We start from the raw sequence: 21,476 nt of genomic DNA on the forward strand, positions 1-21,476 counted from the left end.
AAGCTTTTCATTACCCCTCTCGGCGTGTTTCGACTACCGGTGTACCGGGCCGGCACGGGCCTGTGCTTACCGCTGCCGGCTGAGCCCGGCGACTCAGGCGGCGGCGGGTGCGATCCGGTGAGAATGACCGGCATGAGATCCGTCCAGCGCACCGCGTCCCCGTCCCGTCGAGCCGCGCTCGCCGCCCTGGTCGGCGGCGGGGCCACGGCGTCCGCCTGGGCGGTGAGCTTCGGTACCGCCCGGCTGGTCGAGACCGCCTTCCCCAGCCCGGACGCGAACATCGGTCTGGGTCTGTTCGTCCTCGGCCTGCCCCCGCTGGCGGTTCCGCTGGTGACCTGGTGGTGGCTGCGCCGGACGGGCGTACCGGCCGCCGGCCCGGTCGCCGCGGGCACCGTCGCGGTCCATCTCGCGGCGATCGCGACACCGTGGCCGATCATCGCGGCGGCGGTCGTCGCGGTCGGCGTCTACACCGGCGCCGCCGTGCTCGTGGTCGACGCGGCACTCGCCCGCCGCGACCGCCCGATCTCCTGACGTACGGCCCGAGGGTGCGCGCCGTACGGAGCCGGGCGCCCCACCACGATGGCGGGGCGCCCGGCACCGGTGGGGAAGTGCGGTGGGGATCTCGGCTACCGGCCGGTGTCAGCTACCGGGCTGCGGGAAGGCGACCGGGCTGCGGTGACCGTCCCGGTCCACCGCCCGGATGCCGAAGAAGACGTTGTCCTTCGACAGGTCGATGGTCACCGTGGTGACGTCGCCGACCTCGATCGCGTGGGTCCACTCCGGTTCGGTCGTCTCCCGCCAGAGCACCTCGTAGCCGGCCAGGTCCGGCTCGGTGCCGCGCTCCCAGCGCAGCTCGGTGTCGTTGGTCAGGTTGGTGGTCACGATGGTCGCCCGCTTCGGCGTACCGGGTCCCTGGGCCAGGGACCACAGCACGGCGGCGTTCACCCGGGCCACCCGGGTGATGTAGCCGTAGTCGCAGAACTCCGGCAGGTCGCCGAACTGCTTGCCGTCCACCACCCGGACGTCCTGGTGCTGGTGGGCGAAGTCCTCGTTCGGCTCGGTGAACCGGCCCGCCGGCCAGCCCTCCCGCAGGAACGCTATGTGGTCGCTGCCGCGCAGGTAGCGGTCCCGCCGGTAGATCACCCGTACGTTCATCCCGGTGGCGCTGTTGTCGGCGACGTCGCTGACGAACCGGGCGAGCTGCCGCGACGGCGAGTCGTTCTCCCCGCCGACCGACTGCCGGGTGCTGGCCTGCCCCGGTGTCTCCGAGGTCGGCACCCCCTCGGCGAACAGCCGCACCGACTTCGGGTCGCGGGTGCCGTCGTCGGCCCGGCTGCTGCCGACGATGTCGTTGCTGAACATGCCCTGGATATCGGTGCCGGCGGCCTTGTACTGCTGGGCCAGGTAGGTCGAGCCGTACAGGTTCTGCTCCTCGCCGGCCACGGCGGCGAAGACGACGGTCGCCTCGATCGGCCGGGTCGACATCACCCGGGCCAGTTCCATCAGCACCGCCACCCCGGAGGCGTCGTCGTCCGCGCCGGGGGCGTCGCTGCTGAAGTCCATGACGTCGGTGCACCGCGAGTCGTAGTGGCCGGTGATGACGTACACCCGGTTCGGGGAGGTGGTGCCGCGCAGGGTGGCGACCACGTTGGTGATCCGGGTCGGCACCGGGATCCGGGACGCGGACTGCTGGATGTACGACTGCAACTCGACCGTCAGCCGTCCACCGGAGCCGGCCACGTAGCCCTGCAACTGCTGGTGGATCCAGTCCCGGGCGGCCCCGATGCCCCGCTGCGGGTCATCCTGGCTGGACAGCGTGTGCCGGGTGCCGAAGGCGGCCAGCCGCCGTACGATCGCCTCGATCCGACGCTGGTCGACCTCGTCCAGCAGCCGGCGCAACTCCCGGTCGGGGGACTGCGGGCGGGTCGGTCGGCCGGGGCCGTCGTCCCCGCCGTGACCGCCGGCGACGGCCGGCTCGGCGAGCAGCGGCACGGTCGCCGCCGCGGCGGCCGTCACGGTGGCGGCGGAGAGGAACGTACGGCGGGTCGGCTTCGTGGGCTGTGGGCCGGGGGACTCGTCAGATGCCATGAGATCATCGTCATCAATCGACGTGATGAGTGTCAATGCCCGTGATCGACACCCGTCGGCCCGTCCGAACCGGCCCACGGGCCGAGGTTTGTCCCGCTTGTGCCAGGGAACGGCACCGGCTATGACCACACCGCGTGTCGTGATCGTCGGAGCCGGTTTCGCCGGGTACCACGCGGCGAAACGGCTGTCCCGCCTGTCCCGTGGCCGGGCCGACATCACCCTGATCAACTCGACCGACTACTTCCTCTACCTGCCCCTGCTGCCCGAGGTCGCGGCGGGCGTACTGGAACCGACCCGGATCACCGTCCCGCTGACCGGCACCCTGCCCGGCGTACGGGTGGTCGTCGGCGAGGTGGACCGGGTCGACCTGCGCAGCCGTCGGATCGGGTTCACCCCGCCCGAGGGCGACCACCGGGAGCTGGGCTACGACCGGCTCGTACTCTCCGTCGGCAGCGTCAACAAGCTGCTGCCCCTGCCCGGCGTGACCGAGCACGCGCACGGGTTCCGGGGCATGCCGGAGGCGGTCTTCCTGCACGACCACGTGGTTCGTCAGATCGAGTTGGCCGACGCCACCGACGACGCGGCCGAGCGGGTCGCCCGGAGCACGTTCGTGGTGGTCGGCGCCGGCTACACCGGGACCGAGGTGGCCGCGCACGGGCAGCTGTTCACCGACCGGCTCACCGCCCAGCGGCCCGGATTCGACGTCCGCCCCCGGTGGATGCTGCTCGACGTCGCCGACCGGGTGCTGCCCGAACTGGACGAGCGGATGTCGGCGACCGCGCAGCGGGTGCTCGACAACCGGGGGATCGACGTACGGATGGGCACCTCGGTCAAGGAGGCGACGGCGGACGGGGTCCGGCTCAGCGACGGCGAGTACGTACCGACCCGCTCGCTCATCTGGTGCGTCGGGGTACGCCCGGATCCGCTGGTCGCCGACCTCGGGCTCGGCACCGAACGGGGCCGGCTGACGGTGGACGAGTTCCTCGGCGTACCCGGCTTTCCCGAGGTGTACGCGTGCGGCGACGCGGCCGCGGTGCCCGACCTGACCCGCCCCGGCCAGGTCACCCCGATGACCGCCCAGCACGCCGAACGACAGGGCAAACTGGTGGCGCACAACATCGCCGCCTCGTACGGGCGGGGCCGACGGCGGGCGTACCGGCACCATGACCTGGGCTTCGTGGTGGACCTCGGTGGCCGGGACGCGGCCGCGAACCCGTTGCAGGTGCCGCTGTCCGGGTTGGCGGCCAAGGCGGTCACCAGGGGCTACCACCTGCTCGCGCTGCCGAGCAACCGGGCTCGGGTGGCGGTGGACTGGCTGCTCGACGCGGTCCTGTCCCGGCCGGCGGTGCAACTGGGCCTGGTCCCCGCCAACGCCGTACCGCTGGAGAGCGCCTCGCCCGAACTCCCGACCCGGATCGGGAGCCGCTGACCCCGACCGCCGTCGCGGGTCAGACCGGGTCGGCGCCCCGGTCGGCGTCGGTGGCCGGGCGGCTGCCGGCGACGAACCGGTCCAGCGCCGGGCCGTGCAGCACCCCGCCCGGCACCGGGTCCCGCGCGGCCCGGTTCACCAGCCGGGACACCGGCAGCCGGTCCGGCTCGCGGGCGGCGGCCAGCACCAGGTTGCCGTAGCGCCGGCCGCGCAGCATCGCCCGGCTGGCGATCACCGCGACGTCGGCGAACCGTGCCCGCAGGGTCGCCGCCTGGACCCGGGAGAACGCCAGTAGCGGCAGGTCGGTCAGGTTGACCAGGTAGATCCCGTCCGGCCGGAGCACCCGGGCGGCCTGCGCCGCGAACTCGACGCTGGCCACGTGTGCGGGCATCCGCGCCGCCTGGTAGACATCGGCGAGCACCAGGTCGAACCCACCGTCCGGCTCGCTCTCCAGGGCGGCACGCGCGTCGGCGACCCGTACGGTCAGGTCACCGGCCGGCGGCGGCAGCTCCCGCCGGACCAGGTCGACCAGGGCGGCGTCGCGTTCCACCACCACCTGGACCGAGCCGGGCCGGGTCGCCGCGACGTAACGCGGCAGGGTGAGCCCGCCGCCACCGAGGTGCAGCACCCGCAGCGCCGCGCCGCCGGTCGCCGCCGCGTCAACCACCGAGGCCATCCGCCGTACGTAGTCGAAGTGCAGGTACGTCGGGTCGACCAGGTCCACGTACGACTGGGGTACGCCGTCCACGAGCAGGATGCGGCCGTTCGGCCGGACCCGGTCGACCAGGAGTTCCGTCGTCGCGGCCCGGTCCCCGGCCGCCGTCCGAGGTTCGGTCGTCACCGCGCCACGCTAACCGCCGCCGGACCGCCCCTCACCGGCGACGTCGACCGTTCCCCCGGACGGTGGGTTATCGGCAGGTTTCGAAATAGTTAGGAATCCATGACGGTCACCCCTTGATATCGATGCATGTCGCATGGTTGGTTAGTCGGACCAACAGACGAATCAGGGGTCGCGATGTCCACTGCCCCGCGCTCCGGTCAGGTCCGACCGGTCCGCGCGCCCAGCGACCAACTGTCGCTGCGCCGCGCCAACCTGTCCCGGACCCTCGGACACCTGCGGGTCCACGGCCCCCGCTCGCGCGCTGCCATCGCGGCCGGCACCGGTCTGCACAAGGCGACCGTGTCCAGCCTGGTCGACGAACTGCTGGCCCGGCGACTGGTCCGGGAGACCGGGCTGGAGTACTCCGGCACCGCCGGTCGGCCCGGACGCGCGGTCGCCCTCGACGGGGCCGGCGTCGGCGCCCTCGGAGTCGCGATCAACGTGGACTACCTCGGCGTACACGGCACCGACCTGGCCGGGCGGGCGCTGGTCGAACGCCGGATCCCGTTCGACGCCACCCGGGGCGGCCAGGACCGCTGCGTACCCGCGCTCACCGAGGTCATCCGGGACGCGCTGGACGACCTCGAACGACTCGGAGCCACCCCGGTCGGCGTCACCGTGGCGGTGCCGGGGCTGGTCGACGTCGCCCGCGGCACGGTCGTACTCGCGCCCAACCTCGACTGGCACGACCTACCGCTCGCCACCCGGCTGACCGCTGCCCTCCCGGCCGGTCTTCGGGTGGTCGTAGACAACGACGCCAACCTCGCCGCGCTCGCCGAACACACCTACGGGGTGGCGGCCGGCAGCCGCGACCTGGTCTACCTGACCGGCGAGGTGGGCGTGGGCGGTGGGGTGATCTCCGACGGCCGGCTGCTGCGCGGCAACGACGGCTTCTCCGGGGAGGTCGGACACCTGCCGGTGGACCCGGCCGGGCGCCGCTGCGGCTGCGGCCGGACCGGCTGCTGGGAGACGAAGGTCGGACTCGCCGAACTCGTCCGCGCGATCACCCCCGACCGGGCGTACGGCCTGGACCCGGGACCGCTGCGGGTACCCGAGGAGCGGGTCGCCGAACTGCACCGCCGGCTGGCCGCCGGCGACCCGGTCGCGCTGGCCGCCGCCGCCGAGGTCGGCCGCTGGCTCGGTCTCGGCGGGGCGATCCTGGTCAACCTGGTCAACCCACGGGTGCTCGTGCTCGGCGGGTACTTCGCCACGCTGGCCGACTGGCTGATCCCGGCCGCACGGGCCGAACTCGACCGCCTCGCCGTGGCCGGCCCGGCCGCACCCTGCCGGTTCGTCGCCTCCGACCTCGGCTTCACCGCCGCCGCGCGCGGCGCGGCCGGTGTTGTCGTCGACCGGGTGATTGCCGACCCCACCTCGGTGGGTAACCCCCGTACCGCCGTGGCTCGGGCCGCACCCGCCCGAACCCCCTAGTCCGCACCGACGTTCCACCCGCCCCCCACCACCCGACCCACCGACCCCACCACCAGTCATCGACCACCGCCGGCGGCCATCGGCAGCCGACCGGCCCGACCCCCACCACCCGCGACCAGGCGGTCAGCGCGGCGGCGCGCGCCCCGCCCGGTCGCACCCCACCCGTTTCACCCACGTCCTGACCAGAAAGGCCGATCATGAAACTCCCGATCCGTCGCGCGCTGGCGGTCGCCGCATCCGGCGTGCTGCTCGCCGGCACGGCCGTCGCCGCCACCGCCGGCCCGGCCCAGGCCGCCGACCCCGCGTACCAGGTCCTCGTCTTCTCCAAGACGGCCGGATTCCGGCACGACGCCATCCCCGTCGGCATCCAGGCGATCCGTGACCTCGGCGCGGCGAACAACTTCACCGTCACCGCCACCGAGGACGCCGCCCAGTTCACCACGACCAGCCTGGCCCGGTTCCGTACCGTGGTCTTCCTCAACACCACCGGCGACGTGCTGAACGCCACCCAGCAGACCGCCTTCGAGTCGTACGTCAACGGCGGCGGCGGGTTCGTCGGCGTGCACTCGGCCGCCGACACCGAGTACGACTGGCCGTACTACGGCCAACTCGTCGGCGCCTGGTTCGCCTCCCACCCGGCCATCCAGCAGGCGAACGTCAACGTGGAGGACCGTACCCACGCCGCCACCGCACACCTGCCGGCGACCTGGACCCGCACCGACGAGTGGTACAACTACCGCACCAACCCGCGTGCCCAGGTGAAGGTGCTGGCCAGCCTGACCGAGTCCAGCTACTCCGGCGGCAGCATGGGCGACCACCCGATCGCCTGGTGCCACCCGCAGGCGACCGGACGGGCGTTCTACACCGGCTTCGGCCACACCCAGGCCTCGTACGCCGACGCCGCGTTCCGCGCACACCTGCTCGGCGGCATCCGGTACGCGGCGGGCTGGGCCCCGGCCGCCTGCACGCCCGGTGGCGGCGGTGGCGGCGGCTCGGTCACCGTGGAGGCCGAGGCGTTCACCTCGCAGTCCGGCGTCCAGCGGGTCGGCAAGGGCACGGCCAGCGGCGGCGCGACCGTCGGCTACATCGAGAACGCCGACTGGACCGGGTACGCCTCGGTGAGCACCGCCGGGCGTACCGGCTTCTCGGCCCGGGTCTCCTCCGCCGGTGCCGGCGGCACGATCGAGGTTCGTTCCGGTTCGGCCACCGGCACCCTGCTCGGCTCGGTGGCGGTGCCGAACACCGGCGGCTGGGAGACCTTCCGTACGGTCACCACCACCCTGACCGCGTCGGCGACCGGGCCGCTGTTCCTGCGCTTCACCGGCGGCTCGGGATCGCTGTTCGACGTCGACACGGTGACCCTCACCGGCGGTAGCTGACCGGTCCTGCCGGTCGGCGGGTCGTCCCGCCCGCCGACCGGCACTGGTCCGCTCGAACCCCGGTCAGCTCGGGCCGGGTCAGCTCAGGCCGGCGCCGGCCTCGTCGATCGCGTCGTCCACCTGTCGGGCGAGGTCGATGTCGAGCGCCGTCACCGCCCCCACCCGAGAGGTACGGACCACGATCACCGCGGTGGAGGGGCTCTCCCGGCCGATGCGCGGCCCCCGACCGTTCTGCGGGCGCAACGCCGCCAGCCGGCCCAGCACCCGTTCGAGATTGTCCGGCGGAAGTTCGATGGTCCGGGTCAGCGACCGCCGGTCCCCGGACCAGTAGGGCAGGTCGGCGAGGGCGGCGCGCAGCTCGTCGTCGGTGAGCGGGGCGGTCCCGCCGTCCGGGCTGACCACACCACCGCCGGCCGGCGGTGGGCCGAGCAGGTCCCGCAGGTCGATCGGCAGGTCCAGCGACTCGACCAGCTCGCGGTCACGCTCGGCCAACGCGCTCAGCGTCGCCTGGGCCTGGTAGCGCGCCTGCTCCGGGGTGCGCCGGCTGATCCGGGCCACCTCGGCCAGGAAGCCACCGATGTCCCGTCGCCGGGCGGCGGTGCCCGACGCGCCGTTGTGCAGCTCGTTCGGCACCGCGGCCAGCAACCGTTCCCGGTCGGCGTCGCCCAGCGCCTCCGCCAGTGCCAGCACGGTCGCCTCCGCCGCGCCGCGGGCCTGGTCGAAGTCGACCCCGGCCCGACGTCCCACGTCGGTCACCAGGTCTCGGTACTGGATCACCGCAACCTCGGGCGCCCCGGTCGGACTGTCCGAATCCGGGAGTGGCCAGGCCGGCGGGGCGCTCGCCGGCACCGAGGCGGGTTCGAGGCCGGCCCGGTCCGCGGCCGGCTTGCGCGGGCCGGCCTCGGGCGGACCGTCGCGGCGGGTCTGGTCGAGGCTCTCCAGCTGCTTGGACGAGCCGAGCGTGAAACCGGCGCCACTCGGCCGCTGCCCGCGCTGGCGCGCCTGTCGGGCGAGCGCGCGCCGCCGCTGGTTGTCGCCCTCCATCTGCTTTCCGCTCATGGCCCACGCCTTCCCGTCGTACGCACGGCCGAAACGGCGGGTACGGACGGGCCGGTCGTCGGCCGGGTCGGGGTCATGCCACCGGGGTGAGGGGAGTTCACCCACCCCGGTCCCACGATCTAGTTGGACCGGCAGACTTCCGAATGCTCGCGGAAGGAAGGTCGTCATGAAGCGGATCATCGAGATCGTCCCCGCCCGTCCGGGATGGTATTCGCGCTGGCGTCTCACCCCGGATGCCACACGTTCCTATCCGGTCACGGTCTGGGCCCTGGTGGAGGATGCCGACGGGGCGAGCCGAGAGGTGATCGGTGTCGACTCGGTGGGGCAGTGGCCGGGCGCGGACGACAACGAACCCGGTGCCGACTTCGTCCGATACCTCTTCCAACCCCCCGACACCGGCCAACCCGACGACGCCGACCACCCCCGCACCACCTCCGGCAGCGGCGTCCCCACCCCCCTCCTCCACCCCACCCCCTAACTCCCTCCCTCCCTCCCTCCCCTCCCTCCCCTCCCTCCCCTCCCTCCCCTCCCTCCCTCCCCTCACCCCCCTCTCCCCGTGATCTAGGGCAAATACGTGTGAGTTGATCTCCAACCACACGTATTTGCCCTAGATCGGCGGCGTCAGGGGTGAGGGGGGAGGAGAGGGAGGTTTTTGGGATTGGGGTCGGATCTGCCACTCGTGGGGGGTTCACGCGCATCGGGGGCCAAAACGGTACGGGGGACAGCGGCATTCGTCCGTTCGGCGCGTATCCTGTGGGCAAGGTATTCGTCCGGTGCTTCACCGGTGACGCATTCGTACCCTGTCAGGTCCCCCTCCCCGCCCAACCCGAGGCAGGCACGTATGCACGCCGACACATCGGCTCCCGTTCGCATCCTCGTTGTCGACGACGATCCCGGCGACGTTCTCATGATCGAAGAGGCACTCGGTGATTCCGATGTGCACAAGGCGATCGACGTGGTCAGCGACGGCCAGGAGGCGATGGAGTTCCTGCGCCGGCAGGGTCGGCACGTCACGGCGGTACGCCCCGACGTGATCCTGTTGGACCTGAACATGCCCCGGATGGACGGCCGTCAGGTGCTCAGCGCGGTCAAGGGTGACGCCGACCTGCGGACGATCCCGGTGGTGGTGTTGACCACCTCGAACGCGGACACCGACATCATCGGCAGCTACACCTTGCAGGCGAACGCGTACGTGGCCAAGCCGATCGACCTGGACGAGTTCAACGACGCGGTGCGCCGAATCGACCAGTTCTTCGGGCGGGTGGCGGTCCTGCCCCGCCGGCACTGACCCGTTTCGTTCGCCATTCCGCAGACGGGTGCCGCCGAACCGTACGGCTGCGGTCACCGTTGCGCTCCTTCGCGCCCACCCCCCCGTGGGGTGGGCATTGTGTCAGGTCGGGGTGGTCCGGGCGCCGGTGATGGAGTCTTGCCGGCGACGCCGGTCGAATGATGAATAATTTTGCGGTTTTGCCCCGATGAGCTGCCCGGCTGGCGAGGATTCAGGTGGAAGGAAGACACGCTGCCTGGGGGGCAAAGCATGGATTTTTCCATCGCGAAGATGGGCTATGACCAGGATCAGGTTGACTCGTGCCTGGCCGATCTGAGTGAGCGGTTGGCCCGGCTGGCCGCGCCGGCCGACGTCGCCGCCGGACCCGGCGACGAGCTGATCCGCGTACGCCAGGAGGCGGCCCGGCTGCACGGAATGCTGACCGGGGGATCGGCGGGCGATCGTGGCCCGGCGCGGATGCGGGAGCTGCTCGCCGTGGCCGAGCAGGAAGCGGCGCAGCTCCTGGCGCGGGCCCGGGGCGAGTTGACCGCGGCGCAGGAGGAGGCCCGTCAGCTGCGCGACCAGGTGTACGCGGAGGCGGTGCAGGCCCGCCGCGAGTTCGAGGCGGCGTTGCACGCCCGGCGCCTGCGCGAGCAGCAGGTGGACCACATCCTGCGGGACGTGACCGTGGTCGACGCTCCGACGGATGGCCAGGAGGCGGCGCCGCCCGCCACCGCCGTACCGGCGACCAGGGCGATGGCGGAGGAGGTCGCGGCGGACGATCGGCCGGACACCGTGCCACCGGCCGAGAGTCTGAACCGGGCCCAGGTGTGAGCCGGCGCGCGGGGCGGGACGCAGCGGCGCCGGTGTTCAGACGAGCGCGCCGACGATCGTGGTCGCCCGGTCCTCGTGCTGGGCGTACGCGTCGGGAAACGCGGAGACCTGAACCGCCTGGGCCGCCCCGCTGACGCTCATCTGCTGCCAACCGGGGATCTGCAACAGCGCCTCGAAGAACGCCTGCGCCGCGTACGCCGGTTTCATCAGGTCGGCGACGGCACCCCAGCCGCTGCTGGTGCGCTGCTGGAACAGGCCCACCGAGTCGTAGTCGTACCCGGTGCCCTGGTTGGGGTAGTCCAGCGACTCCGGCAGCGCCGGGTTGGCCAGGTTGTACAGGTTGCTCTCCTGCATCGCGGTGGCGATGGCGACGATCAGGCCCTGGCGGGGGATGCCGAGCTTGGTCCCGACCTTGACGATGGTGGCGGCGTTGTCCATCTGGGCCTGGTCGAGCCCGGCGACCGGCTTCGGCTTGGCCGGTTTGGTCGGCTTGCGGGTCGGCGGCTTGGTCGGTGCCTTGCTCTTGGCGACGGCGCTGGGTGTCGGCGTGGTCGGGGTGGGGGTCGGCGGCAGGGGAGCCCGCTCGGCCCGGCTGGCCGCCTGCTTCTCGGCTATCGCCGCGCGGTCGGCCAGTGCGGTGGTGTCGACCAGTGCCGCGTGCAGTGGTCGCGTCGGTGTGGTGGCCGCGCGTGACTCGGTGAACGCGACGAACCCGAGGCAGCAGGTCACTCCGGTGACCAGGGTCAGCCGCAGCGGGGTCGAGGTGAGCACGGTCCGGATCCGGGACGGGGACGCCGTCGGGGTCCGGGCGGTGGACCGCCGCAGCGGGTTCCGCCGGGCGGGGGACCGGTGCGCACCCGTTCTCCGGTTGTCCGATGGCGGCTCAGCCGAACGGATGGGCCCGGGGTTGCTGGTCGACTCACTCTTCACCTCGTCGTTGGGATGCACCCGCCGAGGCTAGGCAATGCCGCCCGCCCGTGGGCCGCTCGATGCCGTGGCGTGCGCCACAGTTTTGCCTGGTCAGCCGGTCATCGGGCGGCAGCCGGGGGCGGCCGGTCGCGAATGCCGCAAGACCGGCATATCCGTCGTGTCTGATCTGGTGGTGCGACCGGACGCAGTCGCCGGCCACCCGTGGGACGCACCGAGCCGGGGTAACCGGATCCCATGATCGGATGAGCTGCACCGGGTCGTTCGGACCTGTTCTACCTCCCCGGAAGGGTGATCGGGTCACCCGCGCCGGCGGGACGGTCGCGCCGTCGTCCGGTCAACCGATGCGCCCGCGACCGTCCCGCTCGCCGTCGCTAGCGAAGCCGTACGCGCTGACGGACTCGGCCGCCGACGAGCCGACCGGGGAGCCCGTCGGCCGGCGGGCGTTCGGGATGGGCGCGGCGGATCGGCGTACGCAGCGCGCTCGCGACCACCGCCAGACAGGCGCCGCCGGTGACCAGGAGGACCCATGCCGTGCCCCAGCGTGCCGTCGCTGTGGTGAGTAGCGCCGCCCCGATCGGGCCGGGAGCCGTGTGGATCGTCCAGAACGCCGAGGTGACCCGGCCGAGCAGGGGATCCGGGGTGACCTCCTGCCGCAGCGACAGTGAGCAGATGCCCGCCACGCTCGTGCCGAACACCACCACGCTGACGAGGACCGCCACCGTACGGGCGTCACCGGATCTCCCGAGCGCCGCGACGCCCAGACCGGCGACGCCGAGGGCGGCGAGCGCGTACGAGCCGATCCAGCAGACGCCGAAGCCGAGCCGGCGGCGGGCCGGGGCGACCAGGAGTGCGGCGGCGATCGTCCCGAGCGCGGCGGTGGCGAGCACGTAGCCGACCGTCCGGTCGGACCGGCCGAGGTCGTGCTTGAGGTGGTAGATGTACAGGTCGGTCAGGCCGAAGGTCAGGAAGGTGAGCAGTGCCAACCGTCCGGTCAGCGCCCGCAGCACCGGCTGCCGCCGGAGGAACCGGGCGCCGACCAGCAGCTCGTCCGGCCCCGGCCGGCTCCGGACACCCACCGGGTCGTTTCCGGCCCGGTGGAGGCGGACCAGGCAGAGGCCGAGGGCGGACACGGCGAATGTGGCGGCGTTCACCCCGATCGCGGCGGTCGGCCCGAGCAGGGCGGACAGCCCGCCGGCGAGCATCGGGCCGACCACCCCGGCGGCGGCGTAGCTGGCGAACAGCCGGCCGTTGGCCCGGGTGATCCGGGCCGGCGGCACCAGGCTCGGCACCGCGCTGACGTACCCGACCTGGAAGACCATTGCCACCGCGCTGCCCAGCGGCATCACCGCGTACAGCAGCCAGGGTTGCGGGGAGAACACCCACACCAGTGGGATCAGCGCGTAGAGCAGCGCGCGTACGGCGTCGCACCAGATCAGCAACGTACGGCGGTCGACCCGGTCGACCAGCACGCCGGCGCCGATCCCGGCGACGATCGACGCCGCCCCGGCCATCCCGGTGAGCAGCCCCATCCGGGTGACCGAGCCGGTGGCGTCGAGCACCAACAGCGGGATGGCGACGAACGAGAACGAGTGCCCGCCCACGGAGAGGGTCTGTACCAGCCAGAAGATGGTGAAGTTCCGGTCGTGCCACAGCGGCCGGTCCCGCTCCGGCACGACGGCGCTCACCCGTCGGACCCCGGTGCCCGCTCCCGCGCGTACGCCTCGACCACCCAGTGCTCCACCCGGTCGCGGGTGACACCGAGGTCGACGAGGACCCGTGCACCCGGCTCGTCCGGGTCCCGGAGCAGCCCGAGCAGCAGGTGTTCGGTGCCGACGTAGTTGTGTCCCAGGCGCAGCGCCTCCTGGAAGGTCAGGTCCCGTACCCGCCGTGCGCCGGGGGACAGCACCGGCGGGACGTGGCGGCCGTCGGTGGGCGGACCGAGGGTTGCCCGGGTCGCCGCCCCGACGGTCCCCGCCGGCAGACCCAGCCCCACCAGCGCCCGTACGGCCAGGCCGTCCGGTTCGTGCAGCAGGCCGAGCAGCAGGTGCGCGCCGGTGATCTCCTCGTGACCGGCGCGCTGGGCTTCCGCCTCCGCCTGCCGTACGACGTGCTGCGCCCGGTCGGTGAACCGGGCGAAGACACCGGGCGGCAGGAGTTCCCCGCCATCGGCCCGCCCGACCACGAACCGCTTCTGTGCCGCCTGCTTGCTCACCCCCATCCGCCGGCCGATCTCGGTCCAGGACGCCCCGGACCGGCGCGCTTCGTCCACGAAGTGGCCGATCAGGTGGTCGGCGACCTCGTCGAGGTACTCGGCCACCACGGTGGCGTCGGACAGGTGGCCGAGCGCGGGCGCGTCGGGGCGCCGGCTGACCACGTACGCGATCAGTTCGTCGAGTCGCGCGGGCGGTTCGCTCATTGGTCAACCATAGGTTGACGCGGACCTCATCGTCAACCACCGGTTGACGATGCTGGCCGACTACCGCCGGGCATCGGATGTCGGACCGTGCCCTCCGATACGATGCGGGTGGTGACCGCGAGCGAGACGAACCCCGCCGAACTGGGCGAGCCCCAGCCGCCGCGACGGCGACGCGGCCTGTTCGTCGCGGTGGCAGCCGTCCTTCTGGCCGCGGTGATCGCCGGTCACCGGCTGATCCCGAACATCGGCGGCTTCGGCAGCCTGGTCGACAGCGGCCTTCCCTTCCTCGGCCTCGGCATCCCGGTGCTCGCCCTCGTCGCCCTGCTGCGCCGGTCCCGCCTCGCCCTGCTGACACTGCTGCTGCCGATCCTGGTCTGGACCCTCATGTTCGGCACCGCCTGGCTGCCCGCCGGTGCCGGTGGGGCGGTCGCGCTGCGGGTGGCCAGCCAGAACCTCCGCGTCGGCAACCCGGATCCGGTCGCGACCGTCACCGCGCTGGCCGGCACCGAACCCGACCTGATCGGCCTTCAGGAGGTGGCCGGCAACATCCAGGGCCCGGCCGCCGGGGCGCTGCGGGAGCGGTACCCGTACCGGGCCGCCGAATCCACCGTCGCGCTCTGGAGTCGGTTCCCGATCCGCGACGACGTGGGCGTCGACACCGGGATGGGCTGGAACCGGGCGCTGCGGGCGGTGGTGGAGACACCGCACGGCGAGGTCGTCGTCTACGTCGTCCACCTCGGGTCGGCCCGCGCCGGGGACACCGCGACCCGTGACCACACGGTCGGCATGCTGGCCACCGCGTTGCGGCAGGACCCCGCCCAACGACTGATCGTGCTCGGCGACTTCAACACGGCCAGCACCGACCGGGCCATCTCGCCGCTGACCGACCTGCTCGCCGACGCCCAGGCCGACGCGGGACGGGGGCTGGGCTTCACCTGGCCGGCGGCGCTGCCGGTCACCCGACCCGACCACGTCCTCTACCGCGGCCTCACCGCCGCCTCGGCGGGCGTGGTCCGCACCCCGGCCAGCGACCACCGTGCGGTGACCGCCGGCTTCCGCTGACCGCGCCGGCCGTTTGCACTGCCCGCGCCGGCTTTCGGGCTGACGGCCGGCTTTCGGGCTGACGGCCGGCTTTCGGGCTGACGGCCGGCTTTCGGCGGAACGTCGTTTTCGCTGGCGAGCGAGGGACGGGGGATCAGCGGTCGGCGGATGTCGCCGGGCTGACGGTGAGCGTGTGCCGGCCGCCACCGTTGCTGGAGAAGGGCCAGAGCCGATCGGCGGAGTCGGCCAACCTGGCCAACTGCTGTCGGGTGAGTCCCACCGCGGCGATGCTCGCCCGTACGTCGGCGTGGTAGCAGCCGTCGGGGTCGCGGCCGAGTCGCGCCTGCGCCCGTACCTGGACCGTGTGTGCCTCGTCGGTGACCGACGTCGCCGCCTCGACGGCGGCGTGGTGCAGGCAGGCGGCAAACGCCGCGGCGAGCAGTTCCTCCGGCGCCAGCCCGTTGCAGTGCGGTGCGAGCGGGGAGGCGAGCGCGGTCGAAAACCGCCCGTCGCCGGTACGCAACTGTCCGCCCTCCGCGATCGCCGTGCCCTCGCGGACCCACGAATCCGACATCGCGTACCCCCTGTCGCTCCCCGCCGGGCTACCCGGCCGACACGCCGTAAAACACCGCACGGCCGGTCGGCCGGTCGAGATCGATTCGTCGGCGGCTGCGGCGGTACGCCAGCGCTGGCCCCGGCATCGGCGGATGACTATGGTGTGGCGCATGCGTAGCACCGCCGGCCGAGTTCTCGCCGCCCTCGCCGTGATCCTGTTCGGGCTCACCCTGCCGTTGCTGTGGGCACCGCCCGCCGGAGCCGCGCAGGCGTCCCTGCGACAGAGCGACCCGGCTGCGGACCAGACCGTCGCGCGGCTGCCCGAGGTGATCACGCTGGTCTTCGATGAGTCGCCGTCCTCGGTGAAGATCATGGTCACCGGCCCGGACGGGGTGGACGTGGTGTCCTCGCCGCCGAACATCAGGGGCGTCGGCGTACGCCAACCGGTCCGGCCCGGCGCCGCCGGCCGCTACACCGTCCGTTACGAGATGTCGCCGGTCACCGGCCCGCCCGCCGTCGGCACCTTCAGCTTCACCGTCACCGAGGCCGGGACCGCGCCCGCCGGTACCGTCCCGCCGCCCCCGGCCGGAGCGACGACGAACGCACCGGCTCCCGCGCCGGCCGGCACCGCGCCGGTGACCACGACCCCCGGCACCGACCCGGCCGCCGGTACCACCACCCCGAACATCGGCACGCCACCGCCCGCGGCGCAGGCCAGTGACGCCGACGGCACATCCCGCCCGCTGCTGCTCGTGCTCGGGCTACTGGGTGCGGCCGTCCTCGCCGGTGCGGTAGTGCTCACCGTGAGGATCCGGGCCCGCCGCGCCGGCTGACCCCCACCCGACGACCGCCGGCCCCACCGGGGCCGAACTCTCCCGTCCGGGGCGACCGGCCGACCTCGGGTCGACATCCGCGTGCACCTGAACGCCACCGTCCGACCCGTCGTCCGCCTCCACCACGCCGTCTGATTCGACCCGGCGTGTCGCTGGTCGCGCTGCCCCGGATCGCCGCGCGGGTGCCCTGATCCGCCACCGACGTCAAGGGATCGTCAAGAAGGGTCGGCCCGGCGTAGCGGGATCGTCAGGACCGGTGACCCCGCCCGGTGGGGCGCGTTTCCATGGTTCGGTGCGGCCGGTCACGGCCGCGATGAACCCCCGATTGAGGAGACGTTCGGTGATCGACGTCGTGTTCGTGCTGCTGACAGTGGGACTGTTCGCGGCCCTTGCCCTGGTGGTCCGGGCGGTGGAGCGGCTGTGAACGTGGTCAACCTCGTCGGTCTGATCGTATCGGCCGCGCTGGCTGTCTTCCTGGTGATTGCCCTCCTTTTCCCGGAGCGTTTCTAGATGAGTACGACAACCGCGGGCGTGATCTTCATTGTCGTGCTCGCCGCCGCGCTGGTCGCGGCGTACCGCCCGTTCGGCGACTACATGTACAACGTGGTCGCCGGGACCCGGCACTCGCGGGTGGAGCGGGGCATCTACCGGCTGATCGGGGTCGACCGGCGGGGCGAGCAGTCCTGGGGCGTGTACGCCCGCAGCGTGCTCGCCTTCTCGCTGATCTCGATCCTGTTCCTGTACGCCTTCCTGCGCCTTCAGGACAGGCTCTGGCTCTCCCTCGGCCTCGACCCGGTGACCAACCACGTCGCGTGGAACACCGCGGTCTCGTTCGTCACCAACACCAACTGGCAGGCGTACTCGGGTGAGTCGACCATGGGTCACCTGGTGCAGATGGCCGGCCTCGCGGTGCAGAACTTCGTCTCCGCCTCCGTCGGCATCGCCGTGGCGGTCGCGCTGGTCCGTGGCCTCGCCAGGAGCCGGACCGACCGGCTGGGCAACTTCTGGGTCGACCTGACCCGGATCACCCTGCGGATCCTGCTCCCGATCGCGGTGGTCGGCACGGTCGTGTTCATCGCGGCCGGCATGGTGCAGAACCTGCACGGCGGCACCGACGTGACCACCCTGACCGGCGGAACGCAGACGATCACCGGCGGCCCGGTGGCCAGCCAGGAGGTGATCAAGGAACTCGGCACCAACGGCGGCGGCTTCTACAACGTCAACAGCGCCCACCCGTTCGAGAACCCGACCACCTGGACCAACTGGCTCCAGCTCTTCCTGATCTTCCTGATCCCGTTCAGCCTGCCCCGCGTCTTCGGCCGGCTGGTCGGGCAGAACCGGCAGGGCTACGCGATCGTGGCGGTGATGGCGATCCTGGCCGTCGCCAGCATCGTGCTGACCAACGCGTTCGAGCTGAGCGCGGGCGGCACGGTGCCGCACGCGGTCGGGGCCGCGATGGAGGGCAAGGACGTCCGCTTCGGGGTGTCGAACTCGGCCACCTTCGCGGCGGCGACCACGCTCACCTCGACCGGGGCGGTGAACTCGTTCCACGACTCGTTCACCCCGCTGGGCGGCATGATGCCGATGGTCAACATGATGCTCGGCGAGGTTGCCCCCGGTGGTGTCGGCGCGGGCCTCTACGGCCTGCTGATCCTCGCCGTGATCACGGTGTTCGTGGCCGGGCTGATGGTCGGGCGGACCCCGGAGTACCTGGGTAAGAAGATCGGCGCCCGGGAGATCAAGTTCGCCTCGCTCTACTTCCTGATCACACCGACCCTGGTGCTGGTCGGTACGGCGCTGGCGTTCGGCACCGGCAACAACTCCACCGCGCTCAACGTCGGCCCGCACGGCCTCTCCGAGGTCCTGTACGCCTTCACCTCGGCGAGCAACAACAACGGGTCGGCGTTCGGCGGGATCACCGTCAACACCGGCTGGTGGGACACCACGCTGGGGTTGGCGATGCTGCTCGGCCGCTTCCTGCCGATCATCTTCGTGCTCGGCCTGGCCGGGTCGCTGGCCCGGCAGAAACCCGTACCCGCGTCGGAGGGCACGCTGCCGACCCACCGCCCGCTCTTCGTCGGCATGGTCGTCGGCGTGACGGTGATCCTCGTGGCGTTGACCTTCCTGCCCGCGCTCGCGCTCGGCCCGCTGGCCGAGGGCCTGTGACCGACATGCTGAGGAAAGAGAAGATGACTACCACTCCGCTGGCCCCCGCCCCGTCGGGTGGTCGCCCCCCGTCGGGCGGGTCCGGCGATCCGAGCAGTCGGATCGGCGGTGGCCTGCTGGACCCCGTACAGATGATCCGATCCCTGCCGGACGCGGCCCGCAAGCTCGACCCACGCACCCTCTGGCGCAACCCGGTGATGCTGATCGTCGAGGTCGGCGCCGTGTTCACCACTGTGCTCGCGATCGCCGACCCGACCGTCTTCGCCTGGCTGATCACCGTGTGGCTCTGGCTGACCGTGCTCTTCGCCAACCTGGCCGAGGCGGTCGCCGAGGGACGGGGCAAGGCGCAGGCGGCCACCCTGCGGCAGGCCAAGAAGGACACGATCGCGACCCGGCTGACCGGCTGGTCGCCGAACACCCCGGCCAGTCGCTACCGGGAGGAGGCGGTCGCCGCCACCGAACTGCGCCTGGATGACGTCGTCCTGGTCGACGCCGGTCAGATCATCCCCGGTGACGGCGACGTGGTCGAGGGGATCGCCAGCGTCGACGAGTCGGCCATCACCGGTGAGTCCGCGCCGGTGATCCGCGAGTCCGGCGGGGACCGCAGCGCGGTCACCGGCGGTACCAGGGTGCTCTCCGACCGGATCATCGTGAGGATCACCCAGAAGCCGGGGCAGAGCTTCATCGACCGGATGATCGCCCTGGTCGAGGGCGCGAACCGGCAGAAGACGCCGAACGAGATCGCGCTCAACATCCTGCTCGCCGCGCTCACCGTGATCTTCCTGCTCTCGGTGGTCACCCTGCAACCGTTGGCGATCTTCTCCAAGGCGTTCCAGGCCGCCGCACCGGACACCGCCGCGGTCGACGCCCACGGGGTCACCGGCATCGTGCTGGTGTCGCTGCTGGTCTGCCTCATCCCGACCACCATCGGCGCCCTGCTGTCGGCGATCGGCATCGCCGGCATGGACCGACTCGTCCAGCGCAACGTGCTGGCGATGAGCGGCCGTGCGGTCGAGGCGGCCGGCGACGTCGACACGCTGCTGCTCGACAAGACCGGCACCATCACCCTCGGCAACCGGCAGGCGTCCGAGTTCCTGCCCGTCGACGGGGTGTCGCCGGCCGAGGTCGCCGACGCCGCACAGTTGTCCAGTCTGGCCGACGAGACCCCGGAGGGGCGCTCGGTGGTCGTCCTGGCCAAGAACGAGTACGGCCTGCGGGAGCGGGAGCCCGGTGTCGTACCGCACGCCACCTTCGTGCCGTTCACCGCGCAGACCCGGATGAGCGGCGTCGACCTCGGTGCCGAGGGCGGCGCCGACAGGGAAGCGAGCGCGCGGAGTGAGCTTGCGAGCCCCGCGGTCGGGAGCGAGGGCGGTCCGGTTCGGCAGATCCGCAAGGGCGCGGCCGCGGCCGTCATGAAATGGGTACGCGACAACGGCGGCCACCCGACCGAGCAGGTCGGCGACATCGTCGACGGGATCAGCGGCAGTGGCGGTACGCCACTGGTCGTCGCCGAGCGCGTCGACGGTCAACCGGCCCGCGCCCTCGGGGTGATCCACCTCAAGGACGTGGTCAAGAGCGGGATGCGGGAGCGCTTCGACGAGATGCGCCGGATGGGCATCCGTACGGTGATGATCACCGGCGACAACCCGCGTACGGCGAAGGCGATCGCGGACGAGGCCGGGGTGGACGACTTCCTGGCCGAGGCGACGCCGGAGGACAAGCTCGCGCTGATCAGGAAGGAGCAGGAGGGTGGCCGGCTGGTCGCGATGACCGGTGACGGCACCAACGACGCCCCGGCGCTGGCCCAGGCCGACGTCGGCGTGGCGATGAACACCGGTACGTCGGCCGCGAAGGAGGCCGGCAACATGGTCGACCTCGACTCGGACCCGACCAAGCTGATCGAGATCGTCGAGATCGGCAAGCAGTTGCTGATCACCCGGGGCGCCCTGACCACGTTCTCCATCGCCAACGACATCGCGAAGTACTTCGCGATCATCCCGGCCATGTTCGCCGGCATCTACCCCAGCCTGGACACCCTCAACATCATGCGGCTGTCCAGCCCGACCTCGGCGATCCTGTCCGCGGTCATCTTCAACGCGATCGTCATCATCGCCCTGGTGCCGCTGGCCCTGCGCGGCGTGGGGTACCGGCCGAGCAGCGCCTCGGCCCTGCTCGCCCGCAACCTGTGGCTGTACGGCCTCGGTGGGATCGTGGCCCCGTTCGTCGGTATCAAGATCATCGACCTCATCATCCAGTTCATCCCGGGGATCTCGTGATGCGTCTACCTTCCTGGCTCGCCCAGCACCTCGCCGCGTTCCGTGCGGTGCTGGTCTTCACCGCCCTGCTCGGCCTGGCCTACCCACTGGCCATGGTCGCGGTCGGGCAGCTTCCCGGCCTGAACAGCCGGGCCGAGGGCTCCCTGGTGCGGACCGCCGACGGTCACCCGGTCGGCAGCCGGCTGATCGGCCAGCTCTTCACCGACGCCGACGGAAACGCCGTACCGCGCTACTTCCAGAGCCGCCCGTCGGCCGCCGGTGACGGCTACGACCCCACCTCGACCAGCGCCAGCAACCTCGGCCCGGAGAGCGTGGTGGACACCCTCGCCGCCAACCCGGACGACGCCTCGCCGAGCCTGCTCACCCAGGTCTGCGAGCGCAGCCGGGCGATCGGTGAACTGGAGGGGGTCAGCGGCGCCCGGCCGTACTGCACCTCCGACGGGATCGGCGCGGTGCTGTCGGTGTTTTACCGCGACGGCCTGACCGGGCCGGTGACCCGGGCGGTCAGCATCAACCAGCTCTGCCCGGCCACCCCGTTCGTCACCACCTACCAGGGGGTGACCGTGGAGTGCGCCGAGATCGGCCGGGACTACAGCCACGGGATCGTCACCCCGGTCCGGGGCACCGCACCGTCCGAGCCGGCGGTGCCCGCCGACGCGGTCACCGCCAGCGGCAGCGGCCTCGATCCCAACATCAGCCCGGCGTACGCCCGACTACAGGCGCCGAGGGTGGCGCGGGAACGGGGCACCGACGTGGCGACCGTACGGGCGCTGGTCGAGAAGTACACCACCGACCGGGCACTGGGCTTCATGGGCGAGCCCGCGGTGAACGTACTGGAGCTCAACCTCGCCCTGGACCGACAGTTCCCCGGCAACAGCTGAGCCCTACCCGG

20 protein-coding genes are annotated in these 21,476 nt (G+C 72.2%); 13 read left to right on the forward strand and 7 right to left on the reverse strand.

The window, feature by feature from the left end; translation table 11 throughout:
• The first annotated feature begins 132 nt into the window (after positions 1-132).
• Positions 133-531, forward strand: coding sequence for a hypothetical protein (locus tag OG792_RS15740; RefSeq protein ID WP_329110393.1), 399 nt, complete (start codon positions 133-135; stop codon positions 529-531).
• Between the two features lie 108 nt (positions 532-639).
• Here the strand turns inward: OG792_RS15740 and OG792_RS15745 are convergent, their stop codons facing one another.
• Positions 640-2,088, reverse strand: a complete 1,449-nt coding sequence (locus OG792_RS15745) for a M20/M25/M40 family metallo-hydrolase (protein ID WP_329110394.1) — start codon at positions 2,086-2,088, stop codon at positions 640-642.
• 121 nt (positions 2,089-2,209) lie between these two features.
• Between OG792_RS15745 and OG792_RS15750 the strand changes: the two genes are divergently transcribed.
• Entirely contained in the window at positions 2,210-3,517 is a 1,308-nt protein-coding gene (locus tag OG792_RS15750) for an NAD(P)/FAD-dependent oxidoreductase (protein WP_329110395.1), read from the forward strand.
• A 19-nt stretch (positions 3,518-3,536) separates the two neighbouring features.
• On the opposite strand, the gene OG792_RS15755 is transcribed toward OG792_RS15750, so the two are convergent.
• Positions 3,537-4,358, reverse strand: coding sequence for a spermidine synthase (locus tag OG792_RS15755; protein ID WP_329110397.1), 822 nt, complete (start codon positions 4,356-4,358; stop codon positions 3,537-3,539).
• Positions 4,359-4,532: 174 nt separating this feature from the next.
• On the opposite strand from OG792_RS15755, the gene OG792_RS15760 reads away from it, so the two are divergent.
• Together OG792_RS15760 and OG792_RS15765 are read left to right on the forward strand one after the other, a co-directional pair.
• The gene (locus OG792_RS15760; protein ID WP_329110398.1) at positions 4,533-5,828 is read left to right on the forward strand and encodes an ROK family transcriptional regulator; all 1,296 of its coding nucleotides are present in this window, start codon (positions 4,533-4,535) and stop codon (positions 5,826-5,828) included.
• A 197-nt stretch (positions 5,829-6,025) separates the two neighbouring features.
• On the forward strand, positions 6,026-7,207 hold the full coding sequence (locus tag OG792_RS15765; RefSeq protein WP_329110399.1) for a ThuA domain-containing protein: 1,182 nt from the start codon (positions 6,026-6,028) through the stop codon (positions 7,205-7,207).
• A 78-nt stretch (positions 7,208-7,285) separates the two neighbouring features.
• Here OG792_RS15765 and OG792_RS15770 read toward each other — a convergent pair whose 3' ends face one another.
• Positions 7,286-8,266 (reverse strand): DUF2267 domain-containing protein, encoded by a 981-nt coding sequence (locus tag OG792_RS15770; RefSeq protein WP_329110400.1) that lies wholly within the window; start codon positions 8,264-8,266, stop codon positions 7,286-7,288.
• Positions 8,267-8,432: 166 nt separating this feature from the next.
• Between OG792_RS15770 and OG792_RS15775 the strand changes: the two genes are divergently transcribed.
• The 3 genes from OG792_RS15775 (at position 8,433) to OG792_RS15785 (ending at position 10,367) form a co-directional block, all read left to right on the forward strand.
• Positions 8,433-8,744: a hypothetical protein gene (locus tag OG792_RS15775; protein ID WP_329110402.1), complete on the forward strand. Its 312-nt coding sequence runs from the start codon at positions 8,433-8,435 to the stop codon at positions 8,742-8,744.
• A 363-nt stretch (positions 8,745-9,107) separates the two neighbouring features.
• A complete protein-coding gene (locus tag OG792_RS15780) occupies positions 9,108-9,554 on the forward strand; it encodes a response regulator (RefSeq protein WP_329110403.1) in 447 nt (148 codons plus the stop codon).
• Between the two features lie 249 nt (positions 9,555-9,803).
• Positions 9,804-10,367: an ATPase gene (locus OG792_RS15785; RefSeq protein ID WP_329110405.1), complete on the forward strand. Its 564-nt coding sequence runs from the start codon at positions 9,804-9,806 to the stop codon at positions 10,365-10,367.
• 36 nt (positions 10,368-10,403) lie between these two features.
• Here the strand turns inward: OG792_RS15785 and OG792_RS15790 are convergent, their stop codons facing one another.
• From OG792_RS15790 to OG792_RS15800, 3 genes are all read right to left on the reverse strand, one after another.
• Positions 10,404-11,315 (reverse strand): hypothetical protein, encoded by a 912-nt coding sequence (locus tag OG792_RS15790; RefSeq protein WP_442932422.1) that lies wholly within the window; start codon positions 11,313-11,315, stop codon positions 10,404-10,406.
• Positions 11,316-11,668: 353 nt separating this feature from the next.
• Positions 11,669-12,982 (reverse strand): MFS transporter, encoded by a 1,314-nt coding sequence (locus OG792_RS15795; RefSeq protein ID WP_329110406.1) that lies wholly within the window; start codon positions 12,980-12,982, stop codon positions 11,669-11,671.
• Positions 12,979-13,713, reverse strand: coding sequence for a Clp protease N-terminal domain-containing protein (locus tag OG792_RS15800; RefSeq protein WP_329110408.1), 735 nt, complete (start codon positions 13,711-13,713; stop codon positions 12,979-12,981). Before OG792_RS15800 ends, OG792_RS15795 begins: the two co-directional genes overlap by 4 nt.
• A gap of 111 nt (positions 13,714-13,824) precedes the next feature.
• Here OG792_RS15800 and OG792_RS15805 point away from each other — a divergent pair, with 111 nt between their 5' ends.
• Entirely contained in the window at positions 13,825-14,775 is a 951-nt protein-coding gene (locus OG792_RS15805; RefSeq protein ID WP_329110410.1) for an endonuclease/exonuclease/phosphatase family protein, read from the forward strand.
• 133 nt (positions 14,776-14,908) lie between these two features.
• Here the strand turns inward: OG792_RS15805 and OG792_RS15810 are convergent, their stop codons facing one another.
• Positions 14,909-15,328, reverse strand: a complete 420-nt coding sequence (locus OG792_RS15810) for an OsmC family protein (RefSeq protein WP_329110411.1) — start codon at positions 15,326-15,328, stop codon at positions 14,909-14,911.
• A gap of 151 nt (positions 15,329-15,479) precedes the next feature.
• Between OG792_RS15810 and OG792_RS15815 the strand changes: the two genes are divergently transcribed.
• The 5 genes from OG792_RS15815 to OG792_RS15835 all read left to right on the forward strand — a co-directional run bounded on the left by OG792_RS15815 (position 15,480) and on the right by OG792_RS15835 (position 21,465).
• Entirely contained in the window at positions 15,480-16,142 is a 663-nt protein-coding gene (locus tag OG792_RS15815; protein ID WP_329110412.1) for a copper resistance CopC family protein, read from the forward strand.
• A gap of 420 nt (positions 16,143-16,562) precedes the next feature.
• On the forward strand, positions 16,563-16,652 hold the full coding sequence (kdpF, locus tag OG792_RS15820; RefSeq protein ID WP_329110413.1) for a K(+)-transporting ATPase subunit F: 90 nt from the start codon (positions 16,563-16,565) through the stop codon (positions 16,650-16,652).
• Positions 16,653-18,308 (forward strand): potassium-transporting ATPase subunit KdpA, encoded by a 1,656-nt coding sequence (gene kdpA / locus OG792_RS15825; protein ID WP_329110414.1) that lies wholly within the window; start codon positions 16,653-16,655, stop codon positions 18,306-18,308.
• Positions 18,309-18,439: 131 nt separating this feature from the next.
• Positions 18,440-20,584 (forward strand): potassium-transporting ATPase subunit KdpB, encoded by a 2,145-nt coding sequence (gene kdpB, locus OG792_RS15830; RefSeq protein ID WP_442932476.1) that lies wholly within the window; start codon positions 18,440-18,442, stop codon positions 20,582-20,584.
• Positions 20,584-21,465: a potassium-transporting ATPase subunit C gene (locus tag OG792_RS15835; RefSeq protein WP_329110417.1), complete on the forward strand. Its 882-nt coding sequence runs from the start codon at positions 20,584-20,586 to the stop codon at positions 21,463-21,465. The genes kdpB and OG792_RS15835 overlap by 1 nt, the downstream gene beginning before the upstream one ends.
• Positions 21,466-21,476 lie beyond the last annotated feature (11 nt).

Source organism: Micromonospora sp. NBC_01699 (genome assembly GCF_036250065.1).
Lineage (GTDB): Bacteria > Actinomycetota > Actinomycetes > Mycobacteriales > Micromonosporaceae > Micromonospora_G.

Excerpts from the sequence above, each read along its gene's own strand:
- OG792_RS15835 (WP_329110417.1), top strand. The coding sequence starts at position 20,584 with ATGCGTCTACCTTCCTGGCTCGCCCAGCACCTCGCCGCGTTCCGTGCG.
- OG792_RS15750 (WP_329110395.1), top strand. The coding sequence starts at position 2,210 with ATGACCACACCGCGTGTCGTGATCGTCGGAGCCGGTTTCGCCGGGTAC.
- OG792_RS15770 (WP_329110400.1), bottom strand. The coding sequence starts at position 8,266 with ATGAGCGGAAAGCAGATGGAGGGCGACAACCAGCGGCGGCGCGCGCTC.
- OG792_RS15740 (WP_329110393.1), top strand. The coding sequence starts at position 133 with ATGAGATCCGTCCAGCGCACCGCGTCCCCGTCCCGTCGAGCCGCGCTC.
- OG792_RS15800 (WP_329110408.1), bottom strand. The coding sequence starts at position 13,713 with ATGAGCGAACCGCCCGCGCGACTCGACGAACTGATCGCGTACGTGGTC.
- OG792_RS15765 (WP_329110399.1), top strand. The coding sequence starts at position 6,026 with ATGAAACTCCCGATCCGTCGCGCGCTGGCGGTCGCCGCATCCGGCGTG.
- OG792_RS15785 (WP_329110405.1), top strand. The coding sequence starts at position 9,804 with ATGGATTTTTCCATCGCGAAGATGGGCTATGACCAGGATCAGGTTGAC.
- kdpA (WP_329110414.1), top strand. The coding sequence starts at position 16,653 with ATGAGTACGACAACCGCGGGCGTGATCTTCATTGTCGTGCTCGCCGCC.
- OG792_RS15745 (WP_329110394.1), bottom strand. The coding sequence starts at position 2,088 with ATGGCATCTGACGAGTCCCCCGGCCCACAGCCCACGAAGCCGACCCGC.
- OG792_RS15815 (WP_329110412.1), top strand. The coding sequence starts at position 15,480 with ATGCGTAGCACCGCCGGCCGAGTTCTCGCCGCCCTCGCCGTGATCCTG.
- OG792_RS15775 (WP_329110402.1), top strand. The coding sequence starts at position 8,433 with ATGAAGCGGATCATCGAGATCGTCCCCGCCCGTCCGGGATGGTATTCG.
- OG792_RS15780 (WP_329110403.1), top strand. The coding sequence starts at position 9,108 with ATGCACGCCGACACATCGGCTCCCGTTCGCATCCTCGTTGTCGACGAC.
- OG792_RS15810 (WP_329110411.1), bottom strand. The coding sequence starts at position 15,328 with ATGTCGGATTCGTGGGTCCGCGAGGGCACGGCGATCGCGGAGGGCGGA.
- OG792_RS15760 (WP_329110398.1), top strand. The coding sequence starts at position 4,533 with ATGTCCACTGCCCCGCGCTCCGGTCAGGTCCGACCGGTCCGCGCGCCC.
- kdpB (WP_442932476.1), top strand. The coding sequence starts at position 18,440 with ATGATCCGATCCCTGCCGGACGCGGCCCGCAAGCTCGACCCACGCACC.